This window comes from Pseudorhodoferax sp. LjRoot39 (genome assembly GCF_964253035.1).
In the GTDB taxonomy this organism is placed as follows: Bacteria; Pseudomonadota; Gammaproteobacteria; order Burkholderiales; family Burkholderiaceae_C; genus Pseudorhodoferax.
Window position 1 is genome coordinate 4,775,532 of the sequence record NZ_CAXUQL020000001.1, and the last position, 17,409, is coordinate 4,792,940.

Consider the following 17,409-nt stretch of genomic DNA (forward strand, 5'->3'; position numbering starts at 1 on the left):
CTGGATTGTCGGCGAGGCCTGTCAGCCGCGCGCCGCGGTCATGCGCCACGCCAGCAGCACGCCAGCCACGCTGCACACCCCCGTCAGCGCCCAGGTCCATTGCCAGCCGCCCGCCAGCCGTGCGACCCAGCCGACCAGCGGCGGCAGCGCGAACTGCCCCACCGCCGAGCACTGCTGCATCCAGCCCACGGTGGTGGCGATGGTGTCGCTGCCCGGCGCCAGCCGCACACACAGCGCGAACAACGTGGCCGGGACCAGGCCGCCGACCAGCGAGAACAGCAGCACGGCGCCGGTGCGGACGGCAGGGCCGGCGTCCAGCGCCGGCAGGAAGGCCAGCATGGCGCCGAGAGCCATGGCGCTGAAGCCGGTCCACAACAGCTTGCGCGGGGCCGTGCCCTGGCGCAGCAGCCGGCCCGCGGCGATGTTGCCGCCGATGTTGACGGCTGCCACCAGTGCCGTCAGCGCGCCGGCCAGCTGGGCGCCGACCTGGGCTTGCGCGAACACCGTGGGCAGGAAACCGACCACGGCCAGCCACTGGCCGGCGTACATGGCGAAGCTGGCGCCCAGCAGCCAGGGCCCGGGCGCGGCCAGCGTGCGGCGCAGCCGCGCGGACCAGGCGCTGCGCCCCGGCGCCACACTGCGCGCGTCGGCCGGCAGCGCCAGCCAGAGCAGGGCCGCCATGGCCAACGACGGGGCGGCCAGCAGCCACCACCAGCCCGACCAGCCCAGCCGCGGCAGCAGCCAGGGGCCGGCCAGCAGCGCCGTAGCCGTGCCCAGCGGCATGTAGGCACCCCACCAGCCGAGCTTGGCGTCGAGTTCGCCGGGCGCTGCGACCCGGCGGATCAGGCTGGGGCCGGGCGTGACGGCGAGCAGGAAGCCAAAGCCCTCCAGCGCGCGCAGGACGAGCAGGGCGGTCGCGTCCTGGGCGAAGCCGCCGGCCAGGCTGGTCGCGCTCAGCAGCACCAGCCCCGCGGCCATGCAGCGCTTGAGGCCCAGGCTCTCACCCGCCAGGCCGACCGCCAGGCCCAGGCCCATGCCGGCCAACTGCACCAGCGAGAGCAGGAAGCCGGCCTGTACCAGCGACAGCTCCAGCGCCTCGCGCAGCACGGGCAGGGCCGGCGGCAGCTTGCCCACATGCAGGGCGGCCGCCACACCGGCCAGCACCACGGTCCATGCCGGGTCGCTGCGGCGTTCGCTCACCCGGGCAGGCCCAGGCCGTGCAGGCGGGCGTAGGCGCCGTCGCGCGCCAGCAGTTCGGCGTGGGAGCCGGTCTCGACGATGCGGCCGGCTTCCATGACGACGATGCGGTCGGCGTGCTGTACGGTGGACAGCCGGTGGGCGATGACCAGCGTGGTGCGGCCCTGCATCAAGCGCTGCAGCGCGGCCTGCACGGCGCGTTCGGACTCGGTGTCCAGGGCCGAGGTGGCCTCGTCCAGGATCAGCACGGGAGCATCCTTGTAGAGCGCACGGGCGATCGCCAGGCGCTGGCGCTGGCCACCGGAGAGCTGGGCGGCGTTGTGGCCGACCAGCGTGTCCATGCCCTGCGGCAGTTCGGCGACCAGTTTGTCCAGGTTGGCGTCGACAAGGCATCGCGCCAGTCGCTCGCGGTCCAGCGGCTGGCCCAGCGCCACGTTGGCGGCCACGCTGTCGTTGAGCATGACCACATGCTGGCTGACGACGGCGAACTGGCGCCGCAGTGCCATCACGTCCCAGTCCTGCACCGCATGGCCGTCCAGCGCCACCCGGCCCGCGGTGGGTTCCAGGAAGCGCGGCAGCAGGTTCACGAGCGTGGTCTTGCCGGCACCGGAGGCGCCGACCAGGGCGACGGTCTCGCCGGCGGCGACGCGCAGGTCCAGGGCGTCGAGGGCTGGCTGGCCGCTGCCGTCGAACTGCACCGTCACGCCCTCGAGCGCGATGTCGCCACGTGCGCGCGGCAGGCTGAAGCTGCCGCCGCGCTCGTCCTCGGTCTGCTGCATGAGCTCCAGGGCCCGCTCGATGGCCGCCAGCCCGCGCGTGATCGGATTGGCCACTTCCGACAGGTGCTTGATCGGAGACACCAACAGCAGCATCGCGGTGATGAAGGCGACGAAGCTGCCGACCGAGGTGCCGTTGTCAGCACTTTGCACCAGCGCGATGGCGATCACGGCCGACATGGCCACGGCCACCAGCATCTGGGTGAGCGGCGACATGGTGGAGGAGGCCACGACGGACTTCATCGACAGCTGGCGCAGCCGCTCGCTGAGTTCGTTGAAGCGCTGCTGCTGCAAGGCCTGCGCGGACTGCAGCCGCACATCGCGGTGCGCCAGCACGTTTTCCTCGACCACGTAGGCCAGCGCATCCGTGGAGCTCTGGCTGGCCCGCGTGAGCTTGTAGAGCCGGCGCGACAGCACGCCCATGACCCAGGCGACCGCCGGGATCAGCAAGGCCACGATCAGGGTCAGCTTCCAGTTCAGGTAGAGCAGGTAGCCGACCAGCGCCAGCAGCGTGAGGCTGTCGCGCGAGAAGGCCATGACGGCGCCGACCAGCACCTGCGAGCCGGTCTGTACCTCGTAGACCACGGTGTTGGCCAGCGAGCTGGCCGACTGGCTGCGGAACAGCCGCAGGTCGCCGGAGAGGATCTTGGCGAACAGTTCGCGCCGCAGCTGCAGCAGGCCCTGGTTGGCGATGCGGCCGAGCGCGTAGTTGGCTGTGAACGCCGCCAGCCCGCGCAGGCCGAACAGGCCCAGCAGCGCGACCGGGATGGCCCACAGCGGCAGGCTGTCGCGCTGAAATCCACGGTCCAGCAGCGGCTTGAGCAGGGCCGGGATCATGGGTTCCGTTGCGGCGACGACGGCGGTGGCCAGCACCAGCAGCACCCAGCCCGCGCGGGCGGAGCGGAAGTAGGGCCAGACGCGCCGCAGGCGCTGGCTGATCGAGGCCTTGGGGGCGGCGGTCGGCTCGGTCATGCGGCGCGGCCTTGCGGCGCCGGTTCGGGGGCCGTGCGCAGGCTCAGCGCCATCAAGAGCCCGATGGTGACGCAGAAGAAGTCGCCGATGGCCGCGTCGAACAGGATGGAATTGAACATGCAGGAGATCAGCAAGGCGGCCATGGCCGAGGCGCCTGCACGCACGGCAGGCCGCTCTCCGAGGCACAGGTCACGGTAAAGGCCGAACAGCAGCGCGCACAGGAGCAGCATGGCGCCGACACCGGCCTCCACGCCCCACAGCAGAAATTCCTGGTGCGGATTCTTGACACCGAAGGTGATGGGATTGCCGCGTCCTGCATCGAAGCGTCGGTACTGTTGGTTGAAGCTGCCCAGGCCGAAGCCGCTCAAAGGACGCTCGGCGATGGCCTGGAGCGATCGGTGCCAGAAGTTCAACCGCTCGCCGGAAGAGGAACGGTTGTTGGACTGCTCGGCGAAGGCCATGCTTTCATCCACCACGAGGCTGGCGCGGTGACGCATCGGGTCGGAGGTGAGCAGCAGCAGCGCGGCCACGACAACGGGCGCCAGCCCCCCGAGAAAGCGCATGCGCCGGGGCAGCAGCCACAACAACGCCAGCGAGATCACCGCGATGGCAACCAGGTGACCGGTGCGGCCCGGCATCACGAACAGCGTGCTCGCCAGCCCAAGCGCCGCCACGCCGACGGCGGCCTGGCGCATCCACGCGCGCGGCAGGTAGCTGCGCAGGTGCCAGCAGACAGCGGCCACCGTGGCGGTCATGATGGACTGGCCCAGGTAATTGGTGAACACGGCGTGGTCGACCTGGGCCGTGTCGGCCGTGGCCCAGGGCACGGGCACGCCTAGCACCAGTAGCCAGGAACTCAGCAGCAGGAACACCTGCGCGCCGGCGAACCAGGCGAGGGCGATCAAGGCCTCGCGCCGCGTGCGCAGGAACAGCACCAGGACCGGGATCACCAGCAGCTTGGCATGCTTGCCAAGGGCGCCGAGCGCCTCGCCCTGCGGCACCGTGGTCCAAAACAGCGACAGCGCGAGAAAGCCTAGCGCCGCCAGGATCAGAGGTGGCGAACGCAGCCGCGCCGCCGCGAGGTCACGCTGACCACGCAGCGCCGGCCACAGCACGAGGCCCAGCGCACCCAGAAGAAGCAAGGCCTTGGAGATGCTCACCACCGCCATCGGAAGCCCGACCGCCATGGCCATCAGGCATGCAAGAACAAGACGTAGATTCAAAAACGGTCCATCGAGAGCAGGGCGGCCCACAGGCACGGAGGCGGGCGTGGCACGACCGCAGGCGCGGCATTATCGGCCCCCGGCCACGTGCAATCGGCCATTCGGACTCTGCTATCCTCGCGGACTGTGGCGCACCCGCCACCGCCCCCTCAACACCCTCCCGTGTCATGCCACTTCACATCCCCGTGCCTGCCGGCCGTCGGCGGGTGGATGTTCCTGGGCGTGGCGTGCGCATCTGCTGGCTGTGTCGGGCATGCGATTGCGCTTCTGTCCTATGGCATGCGGGCGCCATGGACACGACCATCGGTACTGGCCGCGCCACCAACATTTTGAAACCTTGAGCGGGAACTTCCTGGGGCTGATCTGACCCGAGTGGCTCGCGTTCATTACATTTCTTTCATGCCATTTGAGTTCTCTTCCCGACGCCGGCACTGTGTCGCGGGCCTGGCGCTTGCCGGGGCCTTGCCCGTCTGGGCACAGTTTCGCGTCGAAGTCACGGGCGTGGGCCTGACCCAGTTGCCCATCGCCGTCGCCACCTTCCGGGGCGACGACCAGTCGCCCCAGAAGATCGCCGCCATCGTGCAGGCCGACCTCGAGCGCAGCGGCCAGTTCCGCGGCGTCGATGTCTCCGGCGCCGCGCTCGACGAGGCGTCGCGGCCCGACATGGCGCTGTGGCGCCAGCGCGCCGCCGACTCCTTGTTGACCGGCAGCGTGACGCGGCTGGCCGATGGCCGTTTCGACGTGCGCTTTCGCCTGTGGGACGTGGTACGCGGCCAGGACCTGGGCGGCCAGAGCTACAGCGTGGTGCAGGCCGACCTGCGCCTGTCGGCCCACCGCATCGCCGACTATGTCTACGAAAAGCTGACAGGGGAGCGCGGTGTGTTTTCCACGCGCATCGCCTACGTGACGCGGGCTGGCCAGCGCTACACGCTGTGGGTGGCCGATGCCGACGGCGAGAACAGCCAGACCGCGCTGGCCAGCCCCGAATCCATCATCTCGCCGGCCTGGTCTCCAACCGGCCAGCAGTTGGCCTATGTGTCCTTCGAGTCGCGCAAGCCCGTGGTCTACGTGCACGACGTGGCCAGCGGCCGGCGCCGGCTGGTGGCCAACTTCCGCGGCTCCAACAGCGCGCCGGCCTGGTCGCCCGATGGCCGAACGCTGGCCGTGACGCTCACGCGCGATGGCGGCTCGCAGCTCTACGCGATCGACAGCAATGGCGGCGAACCGCGCCGGCTGACCCAGTCCAACAGCATCGACACCGAACCGGCGTTCTCGCCCGACGGCAAGAGCCTGTATTTCGTCAGTGACCGCGGCGGTGCGCCGCAAATCTACCGCATGCCGTCGTCCGGCGGCGCGGCCGAGCGCGTGACCTTCAACGGCAGCTACAACATCTCGCCCGCGCTGAGCCCGGATGGCCGCTGGCTGGCGTATGTGTCGCGCATCGGCGGGGCGTTCCGGCTGCAGGTCATGGAACTGGGGAGCTCCACCGTGGCCGGCATCACCGATACCACGGCCGACGAGCGCCCGAGCTTTGCGCCCAACAGCAAGCTGCTGGTCTACGCCACGGTCCAAAATGGCCGCGAGGCGCTGATGACCACGACGCTGGACGGCAAGATCAAGGCGCGCCTGGCCGGTCAGGCGGGCGACATCCGCGAGCCCGACTGGGGCCCGTTCCTGAAGGCTTGAGTACCGGTTTTTTTGTCAAAAAGGGGAGTGTGTAAATGAAGCAGTTCGTATTGACCGCGATCGTCGCCGCCGCTCTGGTGGGTTGCAGTTCGCCCGTGAAGCTGGACGATGTGCCGGTGCAGGACAAGGCTGGCACCTCGGCCTCGGCCATCGGCTCGCAAGGCGCTGGCGCCGGCAACGTGGGCCAGAGCAGCGTGGCGCCCGTGGACCTGAGCAAGTCCAGCGACCTGGCCGCAGGCCCGGCTGGCGCGCGCACCGTGTACTTCGGCTACGACAGCTACAGCATCGAGGCCAACGAGCAGACCACGGTCGAGAACAACGCCCGCTTCCTGCGTGCCGACCGCAACCGCAAGAGCGTGGTCGAAGGCCACACCGACGAGCGCGGCGGCCGCGAGTACAACCTGGCCCTGGGCCAGAAGCGCGCCGAAGCCGTTCGCCGTGCGCTGGTGCTGCTGGGCGTGGGCGACAACCAGGTGGAGGCCGTGAGCTTCGGCAAGGAAAAGCCGGCGGTGCAAGGTTCTGACGAGGCGGCCTACGCCAAGAACCGCCGCGCCGAAATCACCTACCGTTGAAGCGCATGCGCACGACAGCAGTGATGCGTGCCGGTGCGCGCGCGGCCGCGGCGGCCTGCCTGGGCATGGCACTGCTGGCCAGCATGCCGGCGCACGCGTTGTTTGGCGACGACGAGGCGCGCCGCGCGATCCTGGAACTGCGCCAGCGCCACGATGCGCTGCAGGCCGCGCAACAAAAGGCCGGGGAGGAACTGCGCCGGGTGAACGATGAGAACACCCAGATGCGGCGCAGCCTGCTGGACCTGCAGACCCAGATCGACGCTCTGCGTGCCGACCTGGCGAAGTCGCGCGGGCAGGAAGAGCAACTGGCCCGCGACGTCGCCGAGATGCAGCGCCGCCAGAAGGACATCGCCCAGGGCGTGGACGAGCGCCTGCGCAAGTTCGAGCCGACCAAGGTGACGGTGGACGGCCGCGAGTTTCTGGCCGACCCGGCCGAGACGCGCGACTACGAGGCCGCGCTGGCGGTGTTCCGCAAGGGTGACTTCGCGCCCGCCGGCATCGCCTTCACCGAGTTCATGAAGCGCTACCCGCAGAGCGGCTATCGCGCGCTGGCCTTGTTCTGGCTGGGCAACGCCCAGTACGCCACGCGCGACTACCAGGCCGCCATCGGCAACTTCAAGAACATGCTGACGGTGGACGCGAACCACCCGCGCGCGCCCGAAGCCGCACTGTCGATCGCTAACTGCCAGCTGGAGCTCAAGGAAGTGCGCGGCGCGCGCAAGACGCTGGAAGACCTCATCAAGGTCTATCCGCAGTCCGAGGCGGCCGCAGCTGCCAAGGACCGTCTGGCCAAGATGCGCTGAGCGCGGCCGCCCCGCCTGCGAGCCGTCCGTGGGGACAGCACTGGCGGTGGCGGACGTCACCTCGGCTCCGCACGACCCGCTTCATGCGCCACGTTATCTACAACGCCAAGTCCGAGCTGGCCGCCTTCGTCTTCGACGGTTTTCGCGACAAGGACACCGGCTTGATTCCCTACCGGGAAATGCCGGGCAGCTGGATCGGGCGGGTCGGCCGGGGCGTTGAATCCAGGTTCCGCGGCGCCCGGCTCGGGCTGTACCCGGACGCGGGAACGCGCAGCCGGCTCCGCAAGATCGCGCCGACGGATGTGGTGCTGTTCTTCGCGATGGAGAACCTCAACAACATCGCCAGCGTAGCGAAGTACATCCGGGCGCAGACGCGCCATGTGTTCCTCTGGAACCCGGTTGCCAGGATCAAGGCGGACCTGCCCCACAGCCGGCTTCAGCTCCACAAGCTGAAGCAGATCGTCGACGCCATCCACACCTTCGACCAGGAGGATGCCGCGGCCTATGGATTGCATTTCACGCCCCAACCCTACCGGCATGTGCCGCCCCCTGCGGGCGCAGGCAGCCGGCACGGGTTCTACTTCTCCGGCGTGGACAAGGGCCGCCTCGGTCTGCTGCTGGAGCTCAAGGCGGCCGTCGAACAACTGGGGATGTCCGCACATTTCCACGTCGTCCCCGACAAGGGCAAGGACTATGCGCCGGCATGGCAGGCGCATCTGCAGGCGGGCTGGATCCCGTATGCGCGCAACCTGCTCGAGAGCCAGCACACCGATTGCCTGGTCGAGATCGTGCAGGAGCACCAGTCTGGCGCCACGCTGCGCAGCATGGAGGCGCTGTTCTTGCAGAAGAAGATCGTCACCAACCGCGCTTCCGCGCGCGAGGATGCCTACTTCGACCCCGACCGGGTGCTGGTCATCGAGCGTGTCGACGCCGCCGAGATCGGCGCCTTCATGCGCAGGCCGTTCCAGCCCGTTGACCCGGCCCTGCTTGCACCGCACGAGATCCACGCCTGGGTCCGGCGGCTCGCGCCGCTGGAGCGGCGCGCCGCTTGGTGAGGCTCCCTTCTTCCTAGAATCGCGCCGATGCAGTCTCCCGACATTTCGCTGCTGACGCACCAGGTGCTGCGGGCGGTGCTCGCGCTGCGCTACCAGAGCTGGCGCGTGGAGCGCGAGCCATGACGGCGCTGGACGAACCGGATCTGGCACGGCGCTTCGGTGGCCTGGAGCGGCTCTACGGCATGGCCGGCGCCGGCGCCATCCGCCGCGCGCACGCCGTCGTGGTGGGCATCGGTGGTGTCGGTTCCTGGGCCGCCGAAGCGCTGGCCCGCAGCGGCGTGGCGCAGCTCACGCTGGTCGACATGGACCACATCGCCGAGTCGAACATCAACCGCCAGATCCACGCGCTGGACAGTACCGTGGGCCAGGCCAAGGTGCTGGCCATGCGCGAGCGCATCGCGCAAATCCACCCAGGCTGCCAGGTCCACGTCGTCGACGACTTCGTGACGCCTGAGAACTGGCCGGGACTGCTGCCGGCCGATGCCGACGCCGTCATCGACGCCTGCGACCAGGTGGCCGCGAAGACGGCGATGGCGGCCTGGGCCCGCAGTGCGGCCGCAGGGCGCCGGCTGTTCATCGGGGTGGGAGCAGCCGGCGGCAAGCGGCTTGCGCACGAGGTGCAGATCGACGACCTGGCCGCTGTCACGCACGATCCGCTGCTGGCCCAGCTGCGCCAGCGCTTGCGCAAGCACCACCAGGCGCCGCGCGACGGCAAGCGCATGGGCGTGGCCTGCGTGTTCAGCCGGGAGCCCGTGGCACCGCCCGATCCGTCCTGCGCGATCACCGGGGATGGCAGCCTGAATTGCCATGGCTATGGCTCCGTGGTCAGCGTGACGGCCACCTTCGGCCAGTGCGCGGCGGGTTGGGTGCTCGATCAAATTGCAAGGCGCGCGCAAAAAGCCTGATTCGTCTGGCTATAATCGTCGGCTTTGCTGCATACAGCAGTGGGACGTTAGCTCAGTTGGTAGAGCAGCGGACTTTTAATCCGTTTGTCACTGGTTCGACCCCAGTACGTCCTACCACCCCATTTGCTCCTTGGGACATCCGCCATGCCGTCGATGCTCAAGCTTCTCTCCCCGTTTGCACACCGCCTTCGTTCATGACGGACGATGAGGCCATGGCGCTCGCGTTGGAACAGGCGCGTAGCGCGGCTGCGCAGGGCGAGGTGCCGGTCGGCGCCGTTGTGCTGCACCAGGGCAGGGTGGTCGGTACGGGCGCCAACGCGCCGATCACACTGTGCGATCCCACGGGGCACGCGGAGATCGTGGCACTGCGCGCGGCGGCCCAAGCTTTGGGCAACTACCGACTCGAGGACTGCGAACTGTTCGTCACGCTGGAACCTTGCGTGATGTGCAGTGGTGCCATGCTGCACGCACGGCTGTCCCGTGTGGTCTATGGCGCTGCAGATCCCAAGACCGGCGCTGCGGGTTCGGTGGTCGACCTGTTTGTCCAGGGGGGATTGAACCACCACACCAGCGTGCAGGGGGGGGTCCTGAGCGAGGCCTGTGGCGCGCTGTTGCGCGATTTCTTCCTGCAGCAGCGCCAGGCGCAGGCCGACGCGCGCGTGCCCTTGCGCGAGGATGCGCTGCGCACGCCGGCCAGATGCTTCTCCGGGCTGGCGGACTCTCCCTGGCAAGGGCGGTACATCCGCAGCCTGCCGAGCCTGGCCGGATTGTCGATGCACTACCTGGACGAGCGGGGGCAGGGCGGCGCCGCCCCCCTGACGCTGCTGTGCGTGCACGGCGCCCAGGGCTGGAGCTACGACTTCCGCTCGCTGCTGCCGGTCTGGCTCGAAGCCGGGCACCGCGTCGTTGCGGTGGACCTGCCGGGCTTCGGCATGAGCGACAAGCCGAAGAAGGAGGGTGCGCACAGCCCCGGCTGGCACCGCACGGTGCTCGATGAGTTCGTACAGGCGCTCCAGCTGCACGACATCGTTCTGGTGCTGCAGGGGCGAGGAAGTGCGCTGGCTTTGGATCTGCCGCGCCGTGCGCCGACGCGCTACCGAGGCCTGGTCGCCGTGGATGCCAGCTTCTCGGCGGCCGTCGCGATGCGCCCGGATGGCGGACCATGGCCGACAACGTGGCAGCCCGCCCAGGCGCGCCATGCCGCGCAGCTGCTGCAGCAGGAATCGCGCGGGGATGCGGCTGGCGTGCCGTTCCCCGACGCGGGGCACCGCGCCGGGCCACGCGCATTCCTGCGCTGGACGACGGACACGTGGGAGGTGCCCGACTGGCCCGCTGCACAGCCGCCGGCCGCCGCCGGTGGAGGTGCCACGCTGGCCCGCCATCTGCTCGACGGATTCGCAGTGGGATACTCCCGCCCGTGAATTCCAAGCACATCTACATCTATTCCCCTGCGGGCGCCGTGCGCGACAAAGCCGCGTTCAAGCGCGGGGTGCAGCGCCTGCGCGCACAAGGCCATGTGGTCGAGATCGACGAGGCCGCGCTCAAGAGCCACATGCGCTTTGCCGGTGACGACGACACGCGGCTGGCTGCGCTGCACCGCGCGGCGGCGAGCGGCGCGGACATCGCCCTGATCTCGCGGGGCGGCTACGGCCTCACGCGCATCCTGGACCGAATCCGCTATCCGGTGCTGGCGCGTGCCGCCGCGCGCGGGCTCCGCCTTGTCGGCCACAGCGACTTCACGGCCCTGCAACTGGCACTGCTGGCGCGCGCTGGGGGCATCAGCTGGGCCGGGCCTGCGTTGTGCGGAGATTTCGGCGGCGAAGACGAGCCTGACGAGATCATGCAGGCCTGCTTCGACGATCTGCTGCTGGGGCAGGGCGAGGGCACGGGCTGGCGCATCGGCCGCGACGATCCGATGCCGGCATTGCGCGCGCGCCGCGGCGCAGCGCCTGCCCAAGAAGTGCCACCGTCCTGGACCGTGCGCGATGCCACGCTGTGGGGAGGCAACCTGGCCGTGCTCAGCGGATTGGTCGGCACGCCCTATCTCCCCGACGTGCGCGGCGGCGTCCTGTTCCTGGAAGACGTGAACGAGCACCCGTACCGGATCGAACGCATGCTCACGCAGTTGCTGCATGCCGGCGTCCTGGCCCGCCAAAAGGCCGTGGTGCTGGGCCAGTTCACGGGCTACCAGACGGTGGCGCACGACCGCAACTTCCGCCTGGCCACCGTGGTGGCCTGGCTGCGCAGCCAGATCAAGGTTCCGGTTTTCACCCAGATGCCGTTCGGCCATGTGCCCACCAAGGTGCTGCTACCGGTCGGTGCGAAGGTGCAGTTGGTGGTCGAGAACCGCGAGGCGTTGTTCTTCTGGGGGCATCTGGGTGGCGACCACCACGGCCATGGGCACCACGCACACGAAGGGCACTGCCACGCGCATTGAGCCCGCGGCCGGCGACTTCCCCTACACTGCGCGCATCTTCCCGCCATCCCCCCGCAGCACCATGGGCGTTCAGGCCACGGTTGTTTTTGCAGACCTTTCGGACAGCACGGCGTTCTTCGAGACGTTGGGCAACGAGAAGGCGACGGCGACCATCACGCGGCTGACGCAGTGGATCGGCGCTATCTGCGAGGCCCACCGCGGGCGCGTGGTCAAGACGCTGGGCGACGGCATCCTGGCCGTCTTCGAACAACCCGTCGATGCAGCCGACGCTGTCGTCCAGATGCAGCGTGGACACCGCATCCGGCTGGAGCAATGGCCTGAGCCCCTGCGCATGGAGATCAAGGCCGGCGTGGCCAGCGGCGAAGTGGTGGAGGTCGATGGCGACTGTTACGGCGACGCCGTGAACGTGGCGGCACGCCTCAGTGATCTGGCCGGAGGCAGCGAGATCTGGGCCACTGCGTCCGTGGTCGATGGCGTCGATGAAGGCCAGGGCCTGCGCTTTCGCACCCTGGGTTCGGTCACGCTGCGCGGCAAGGCCGAGCCGCTCGCGCTGTTCAAGGTGGAATGGGAGGAAGACATCGCCTCCGACTTCCTGACCCAGCAGGCCGTGCTCGCGCGACCAGCGATGGCCGACGCATCTGCGCCGAGCCGCATCCAGTTGCAGCATCTGGATCTTTCGCTCAGTTTTCACGCGCGGGAGTTGCCGGTGCACCTGGGCAGGAACGAGCATGCCGAGGTTGTCGTCAACGACCCGCGGGTATCCCGTCTGCATGCGCGCATCGAGGCCCGCAGCGGCGGTTTCGTGCTGGTCGACCTCAGCAGCTTCGGCACCTGGGTGCGGTTCTCCGGCAGCGATTCGGAAGTTGCACTGCGGCGCGACGAATGCCAGCTCCATGGCGCAGGAGAAATTGCCCTGGGCGTACCGCACGGCGATCTCAGCGCGCCGACCGTGGCGTTCTCCATCAACGGCAGCACACAACGCTGAACCTGGTACTGCGAGGGATCTTTGATGCGATGGTTCAAGCGCCTCGGTGCCGTTCTGCTGTTCATCGTCCTGACCGGCCTGCTGGTGCTGGGCATGTACGTGTGGCGCAGCTTTCCGCAGCTGGACGGCACGCTGCGCGCGCAAGGCCTGCAGGGCGCGGTCACCGTGGAGCGCGATGCCTCCGATGTCACGCACATCAAGGCGGCGACGGCACGGGACGCCTGGTTCGCGCTGGGCTTCGTGCACGCCCAGGAGCGCGGCTGGCAACTGGAGTTCAACCGGCGCGTGATGCGCGGCACGCTGTCCGAGGTTCTGGGCGAAGCCACCCTGGAGACCGACAAGCTCATGCGCACGCTGGGCATCATGCAAGCCGCGCAGCGCCAACTCGAGCGCATGCCGCCCGAGGCCCGCGCCGCACTGCAAGCCTACAGCGAGGGGATCCAGTCCTTCTACACGAACCGGCCACAGGCCTTGCAGCCGGAATTCCTGCTGCTGGGTGTGCGCCCGGGCCAGAGCGGCAAGGCGTGGGAAGCTGTGGATTGCATCGGCTGGTCACTGATGATGGCCCTGGATCTGGGCGGCAACTGGGGCACCGAGTTCGCGCGACTGTCTGCGGCCCAGGTCGTGGACACGACCCGGCTGTGGGAGCTGTTTCCGCCTTACCCTGGTGAGCCGCCGGCCTCCGCGGTGGATTTCGCTGCGCTGTACCGTCAGCTGGGCATCTACCGCACCGAACCGCCGCCCAGCCAGAAGACCTCACGCGCGCCGGGCAGCGTGCCACTGACGGCGCGGCTGCTCGACGACGCAGCGCGCCGCTGGTCGGCAGCCTTCGTGCGCGATGCCGGCCTGTCCGAAGGCAAAGGCAGCAATGCCTGGGTCGTCAACGGCAGCAACACGGCATCCGGCAAACCCTTGCTCGCCAACGATCCTCACCTCGGGCTCAGCGCGCCGGCCATCTGGTACTTCGCACGCCTGCAGGCTCCGAAGCTCGACGTGATCGGGGCCACCTTACCCGGACTGCCTTTCGTGGTGCTCGGTCGCACGCGCACTGCCGCCTGGGGCTTCACGAACACCGGGCCCGATGTGCAGGATCTGTACATCGAGCAGATCAAGCCGGACGATCCGATGTCTTACCGCGTGGACGATGTCCAGGGCCAAGCAGGCTGGGCCCGGTTCGAGCAGCGCGTGGAGACCATCCGCGTGAAAGGACAGCCGGATGTCCAGCACACGGTGCGCAGCACGCGCCACGGGCCTGTTCTCAGCGATGCGCAGAGCGCACATGCCAGGTTGATCGACGTGAAGCGCTACGTGCTGGCACTGCGCTGGGCGGCCCTGGAGGCGGACAACAAGACAGCCCTGGCCATGCAGCGCGTCAACGAGGCGGGCACTGTCGCCGAGTTGCTGGCCGCCTTCTCAGACTACCACTCGCCGATGCAGAACGTGATGATGGCCGACACGGCCGGCCGCATCACCTACAAAGCCGTGGGCCGCGCGCCATTGCGCCGGCCTGACAACGACATCCGGGGCATTGCGCCCGCACCCGGCTGGGATCCTCGCTACGGATGGGATGGCTGGCTGCCCTATGCCGAGACCCCCGAGCACGGAGCGGGCGAGGGCGCCCAGCCCGCCTGGATCGCGAATGCCAACCAGCGCGTGACACCGCCGGGCTATCCGTACTTCATCGGACAGGATTGGGCCGTGCCCTACCGTTTCGACCGCATCGTCGAGCGGCTGGCCGCAACGCCACACCACGACGCACGCAGCATGGCGCTGCTGCAGGGCGACACCGTCTCCCTCGCCACCCAACGGTTGTTGCCTTATCTGCGCACGGCCCCGTCCAGCCATCCGTTGGCCTTGGGCGTGCTGCGCATGCTGCAGGATTTCGATGGCGACATGCGCGGCGACAGTGCCGCCGCGCTGGTGTTCTCGGTCTGGGTCGATGAACTGACACGTGGCCTCCTGGTGCCTCGGCTGGGACAGGAGCGCTTCGATGCGTTGTACGGCAAGCGGCATTTCCGCAGCACGGTCGAAACCGCGCTCGCGGCAGACGACGCATGGTGGTGCGCGCCGCGCGGCTGCGCCGATCAGGCCGGTCAGGCACTCACGCGTGCGCTGGACAGGCTGTCAAAACTCTACGGAGACGACCCCTCGCGCTGGCGCTGGGATGTGGCCCACATGGCATTGAGCGTCCACCGGCCATTCGGCAACGTCGATCTGCTGGCGCGCTGGTTTGACGTGCGGGTTCCCACGGGCGGCGACACCTTCACCGTCAACGTGGGGCAGTACTGGCCCAACGACGCCAAGAACCCGTTCGCCAGCCGTCATGCGGCATCTCTGCGCGCGATCTATGACCTTGCGGACCTCGAACGCAGCCAATTCATGTACCAAACCGGGCAGAGCGGGCTGGTGTTCTCAAGTCGCTACCGTGACATGACGAAGGAATGGTCGCACACGGACTATCGACTTTTGCGCATGGCGCCGGAAAGCATTCCGCATACACTCCGACTAGTACCATGAACAGTGCGGCACGCGCGCGTAAACTGCGTGGTTTTTGAACAGATGACGGTGCAAGGCGGTCTCAGGCGGCTCCACCCAAATTTCAACACCGACATGAGTAAAAAGGCAAAGATCGAGTTTGAGGACATGAACCTGCAGGTCGGCGTCCGCCTGCAAATCATGCCGAAACAGGCGAGCAGTCCGACGGTGCAGTACACATCGCTGATCGGCTTTGTGGTGGACGACTATCTTCTGATGCAGGTGCCGCAGCAGGATGGCAAGCCGGTCGAAACGGCGGCTGGAGCTGACGTCGCGCTGCGCGTGTTTTCAGGGGTGTCGGTGTTCACCTTCGACGCGCGCATCGAGGCCGTGTTGAGCAAACCACGGCCGCTCATGCTGCTGTCGTTCCCGACGAACATCCAGAAGGTCGGGCTGCGCAAGGCAGTGCGTGTCAAGGCTAACATTCCGGTGCGTGTGGTCAACCCCACCAACCGCGAAGTGGTGAAAGAGGCGACGCTCTCGGACATCAGTCTGTCCGGGGCGCTGGTGTCGACACCGAATCCACTTGGTGCGGTCGGCGACACCATCGAGATCAATTTCTCCATTCTTGTTCAGTCGCAAAATGAGGATGTCGGCATTTCGACGACGGCCTCGATCCGTAGCGTGCAGCAGGCCGTTGGCACAGCGCCGGACGGCGGGGCGTTCTATACCGTCTATACGTACGGCATCAACTTCCTCGACATCGATGCAACGCACCAGGCCTTGTTGCAGAACTATGTCTATGAAACGCTGCTGATTCACCGCAACTGAAACGATGGCAGGCGTTCGACTTCAAAAAGCTGTTCCCAGCCGAGAAACTTTAACTCGTTGATTAGATTGACGCTGCAGTGAGAACGGTCCACTATTTGTCGAGCGCGGCGTCTCTCAAAACCGGTCCTCTGTTGACGCGGTTCTAGAATTTGTTCTCGACTCGACGCCGCCTGGGCTAGCGGTTCAGCTTGAACCGCCCCGTAAATCGCGGAGGCCCGTTGGCTTGAGTCAGGCCGACATGGCCTGCTGCTCAAGAGTTCGATAGTAGTTGTCCTCGAACTCGGGCGGCGGCACGTAGCCGATGGGTTCGAGCAATCGCTGGTGGTTGAACCACGCCACCCACTGCAGCGTCGCCAGCTCCACCGATTCCTTGGTCTTCCACGCGCTACGCCGATGAATCACCTCGGCCTTGTACAGCCCGTTGATGGTCTCGGCCAGGGCGTTGTCGTAGGAGTCGCCCTTGCTGCCCACGGAGGGCTCGATGCCGGCCTGGACGAGCCGTTCGGTGTAGCGAATGCTGACGTACTGCGACCCGCGGTCGGAGTGACACACGAGGCCATCTTCGCGTTGGGGCCGACGGTCATAAAGCGCCTGCTCCAGCGCGTCCAGCACGAAGTCCGTTCGCATGGAGCTGCTCGTGCGCCAGCCCACGATGCGCCGGGCGAACACGTCGACGACGAAGGCCACGTACAGCCAGCCTTGCCAGGTGGACACGTACGTGAAGTCCGATACCCATAGCTGGTTGGGCCGCTGCGCGTTGAACTGGCGGTTGACCCGGTCCAGCGGGCACGGCGCTTTGGCGTCGCTGATCGTGGTGCGCGCGGTCTTGCCACGCACGACGCCGCGCAGACCTATGTGGCGCATCAGCCGCTCCACGGTGCAACGCGCCACCGTGACGCCCTCGCGCTGCAACTGATGCCAGACCCCTTATCGGCGCCGTAGACCCGCAAGTTCGATTGCCACACGCGCTCGATCTGCGGCATCAGTACCGCATCGCGCTTGGCCCGGGCGCACCGCAGCTCAGGGTGGCGCTGGCTGGCCGCATGGCGCCGGTACGCCGACGGGGCGACCTGCAGTGCCTTGCAGATCGGCTCGACCCCGTGCGCGGCACGATGCGCGTCGATGAACGCCTTCACGACTTCAGACGGCGGTCGAGCTCCGCCTGGGCGAAAAACGCGCTGGCCAGCTTCAAAATCTCGTTGGCCTTGCGCAGCTCGCGGTTCTCCCGTTCGAGCTCCTTCATGCGCTGCGTCTGCGTCGTCGTCACACCCTCGCGCTGGCCCGTATCGCGCTCGTGCTGACGCACCCAATTCAGCAGCGTCTGCGGCGTGCTGCCAATCTTGCCGGCGATCGACACCACTGCAGCCCACTGCGAATCGTACTCACCGCGGTGCTCGAACACCATGCGCACCGCGCGCTCGCGCACCTCGGGCGAAAACTTCACTGACTTTCTCATGGCTCCATCCTCTCAAAAGTTGGAGCCTCCTCAAAA

General features: G+C 67.9%; 13 protein-coding genes, 1 tRNA gene, 1 pseudogene and 1 other annotated feature. Of the genes and pseudogenes, 11 read left to right on the plus strand and 4 right to left on the minus strand.

Annotated features, from left to right (window positions below; genetic code table 11):
• Positions 1 to 21 precede the first annotated feature (21 nt).
• The 3 genes from ACSQ4M_RS22305 to ACSQ4M_RS22315 are packed head-to-tail and all read right to left on the minus strand — an operon-like array spanning position 22 to position 4,132.
• On the minus strand, positions 22 to 1,200 hold the full coding sequence (locus tag ACSQ4M_RS22305; protein ID WP_436191606.1) for an MFS transporter: 1,179 nt from the start codon (positions 1,198 to 1,200) through the stop codon (positions 22 to 24).
• Entirely contained in the window at positions 1,197 to 2,945 is a 1,749-nt protein-coding gene (gene msbA, locus ACSQ4M_RS22310) for a lipid A export permease/ATP-binding protein MsbA (protein ID WP_436191607.1), read from the minus strand. Before msbA ends, ACSQ4M_RS22305 begins: the two co-directional genes overlap by 4 nt.
• Positions 2,942 to 4,132 carry an O-antigen ligase family protein gene (locus ACSQ4M_RS22315; RefSeq protein ID WP_436191608.1) on the minus strand — a complete coding sequence of 397 codons (1,191 nt, stop codon included), beginning with the start codon at positions 4,130 to 4,132 and terminating at the stop codon, positions 2,942 to 2,944. The genes msbA and ACSQ4M_RS22315 overlap by 4 nt, the downstream gene beginning before the upstream one ends.
• Before the next feature lie 435 nt (positions 4,133 to 4,567).
• On the opposite strand from ACSQ4M_RS22315, the gene tolB reads away from it, so the two are divergent.
• The 11 genes from tolB (at position 4,568) to ACSQ4M_RS22370 (ending at position 15,917) form a co-directional block, all read left to right on the plus strand.
• Positions 4,568 to 5,854 carry a Tol-Pal system beta propeller repeat protein TolB gene (tolB, locus tag ACSQ4M_RS22320; protein WP_436191609.1) on the plus strand — a complete coding sequence of 429 codons (1,287 nt, stop codon included), beginning with the start codon at positions 4,568 to 4,570 and terminating at the stop codon, positions 5,852 to 5,854.
• A gap of 35 nt (positions 5,855 to 5,889) precedes the next feature.
• Positions 5,890 to 6,426 carry a peptidoglycan-associated lipoprotein Pal gene (gene pal, locus ACSQ4M_RS22325; RefSeq protein WP_436191610.1) on the plus strand — a complete coding sequence of 179 codons (537 nt, stop codon included), beginning with the start codon at positions 5,890 to 5,892 and terminating at the stop codon, positions 6,424 to 6,426.
• A gap of 5 nt (positions 6,427 to 6,431) precedes the next feature.
• Positions 6,432 to 7,229 (plus strand): tol-pal system protein YbgF, encoded by a 798-nt coding sequence (gene ybgF, locus ACSQ4M_RS22330; RefSeq protein ID WP_436191611.1) that lies wholly within the window; start codon positions 6,432 to 6,434, stop codon positions 7,227 to 7,229.
• 83 nt (positions 7,230 to 7,312) lie between these two features.
• A complete protein-coding gene (locus ACSQ4M_RS22335) occupies positions 7,313 to 8,284 on the plus strand; it encodes a hypothetical protein (protein WP_436191612.1) in 972 nt (323 codons plus the stop codon).
• 119 nt (positions 8,285 to 8,403) lie between these two features.
• Complete coding sequence (locus tag ACSQ4M_RS22340) at positions 8,404 to 9,189, plus strand: tRNA threonylcarbamoyladenosine dehydratase (protein ID WP_436191613.1); 786 nt, start codon at positions 8,404 to 8,406, stop codon at positions 9,187 to 9,189.
• Positions 9,190 to 9,230: 41 nt separating this feature from the next.
• A tRNA-Lys gene (locus ACSQ4M_RS22345) sits at positions 9,231 to 9,306 on the plus strand.
• A gap of 77 nt (positions 9,307 to 9,383) precedes the next feature.
• On the plus strand, positions 9,384 to 10,610 hold the full coding sequence (gene tadA, locus ACSQ4M_RS22350; protein ID WP_436191614.1) for a tRNA adenosine(34) deaminase TadA: 1,227 nt from the start codon (positions 9,384 to 9,386) through the stop codon (positions 10,608 to 10,610).
• On the plus strand, positions 10,607 to 11,626 hold the full coding sequence (locus tag ACSQ4M_RS22355; RefSeq protein ID WP_436191615.1) for an LD-carboxypeptidase: 1,020 nt from the start codon (positions 10,607 to 10,609) through the stop codon (positions 11,624 to 11,626). Before tadA ends, ACSQ4M_RS22355 begins: the two co-directional genes overlap by 4 nt.
• Positions 11,568 to 12,611: an adenylate/guanylate cyclase domain-containing protein gene (locus ACSQ4M_RS22360; protein ID WP_436191616.1), complete on the plus strand. Its 1,044-nt coding sequence runs from the start codon at positions 11,568 to 11,570 to the stop codon at positions 12,609 to 12,611. The genes ACSQ4M_RS22355 and ACSQ4M_RS22360 overlap by 59 nt, the downstream gene beginning before the upstream one ends.
• A 24-nt stretch (positions 12,612 to 12,635) precedes the next feature.
• Positions 12,636 to 15,128 (plus strand): penicillin acylase family protein, encoded by a 2,493-nt coding sequence (locus tag ACSQ4M_RS22365; RefSeq protein WP_436191617.1) that lies wholly within the window; start codon positions 12,636 to 12,638, stop codon positions 15,126 to 15,128.
• Positions 15,129 to 15,221: 93 nt separating this feature from the next.
• On the plus strand, positions 15,222 to 15,917 hold the full coding sequence (locus tag ACSQ4M_RS22370; protein ID WP_063887726.1) for a flagellar brake protein: 696 nt from the start codon (positions 15,222 to 15,224) through the stop codon (positions 15,915 to 15,917).
• Positions 15,918 to 16,145: 228 nt separating this feature from the next.
• Here ACSQ4M_RS22370 and ACSQ4M_RS22375 read toward each other — a convergent pair.
• Positions 16,146 to 17,373 (minus strand): annotated as a pseudogene (locus ACSQ4M_RS22375) (IS3 family transposase).
• Positions 16,979 to 17,095, minus strand: a sequence feature (AL1L pseudoknot). It overlaps the preceding pseudogene by 117 nt.
• Positions 17,374 to 17,409 lie beyond the last annotated feature (36 nt).

Coding starts and splice junctions, on each gene's coding strand:
- msbA (WP_436191607.1), bottom strand. CDS start 2,945: ATGACCGAGCCGACCGCCGCCCCCAAGGCCTCGATCAGCCAGCGCCTG.
- ACSQ4M_RS22315 (WP_436191608.1), bottom strand. CDS start 4,132: ATGGCGGTCGGGCTTCCGATGGCGGTGGTGAGCATCTCCAAGGCCTTG.
- tolB (WP_436191609.1), top strand. CDS start 4,568: ATGCCATTTGAGTTCTCTTCCCGACGCCGGCACTGTGTCGCGGGCCTG.
- pal (WP_436191610.1), top strand. CDS start 5,890: ATGAAGCAGTTCGTATTGACCGCGATCGTCGCCGCCGCTCTGGTGGGT.
- ybgF (WP_436191611.1), top strand. CDS start 6,432: ATGCGCACGACAGCAGTGATGCGTGCCGGTGCGCGCGCGGCCGCGGCG.
- ACSQ4M_RS22335 (WP_436191612.1), top strand. CDS start 7,313: ATGCGCCACGTTATCTACAACGCCAAGTCCGAGCTGGCCGCCTTCGTC.
- ACSQ4M_RS22340 (WP_436191613.1), top strand. CDS start 8,404: ATGACGGCGCTGGACGAACCGGATCTGGCACGGCGCTTCGGTGGCCTG.
- tadA (WP_436191614.1), top strand. CDS start 9,384: ATGACGGACGATGAGGCCATGGCGCTCGCGTTGGAACAGGCGCGTAGC.
- ACSQ4M_RS22365 (WP_436191617.1), top strand. CDS start 12,636: ATGCGATGGTTCAAGCGCCTCGGTGCCGTTCTGCTGTTCATCGTCCTG.
- ACSQ4M_RS22370 (WP_063887726.1), top strand. CDS start 15,222: ATGAGTAAAAAGGCAAAGATCGAGTTTGAGGACATGAACCTGCAGGTC.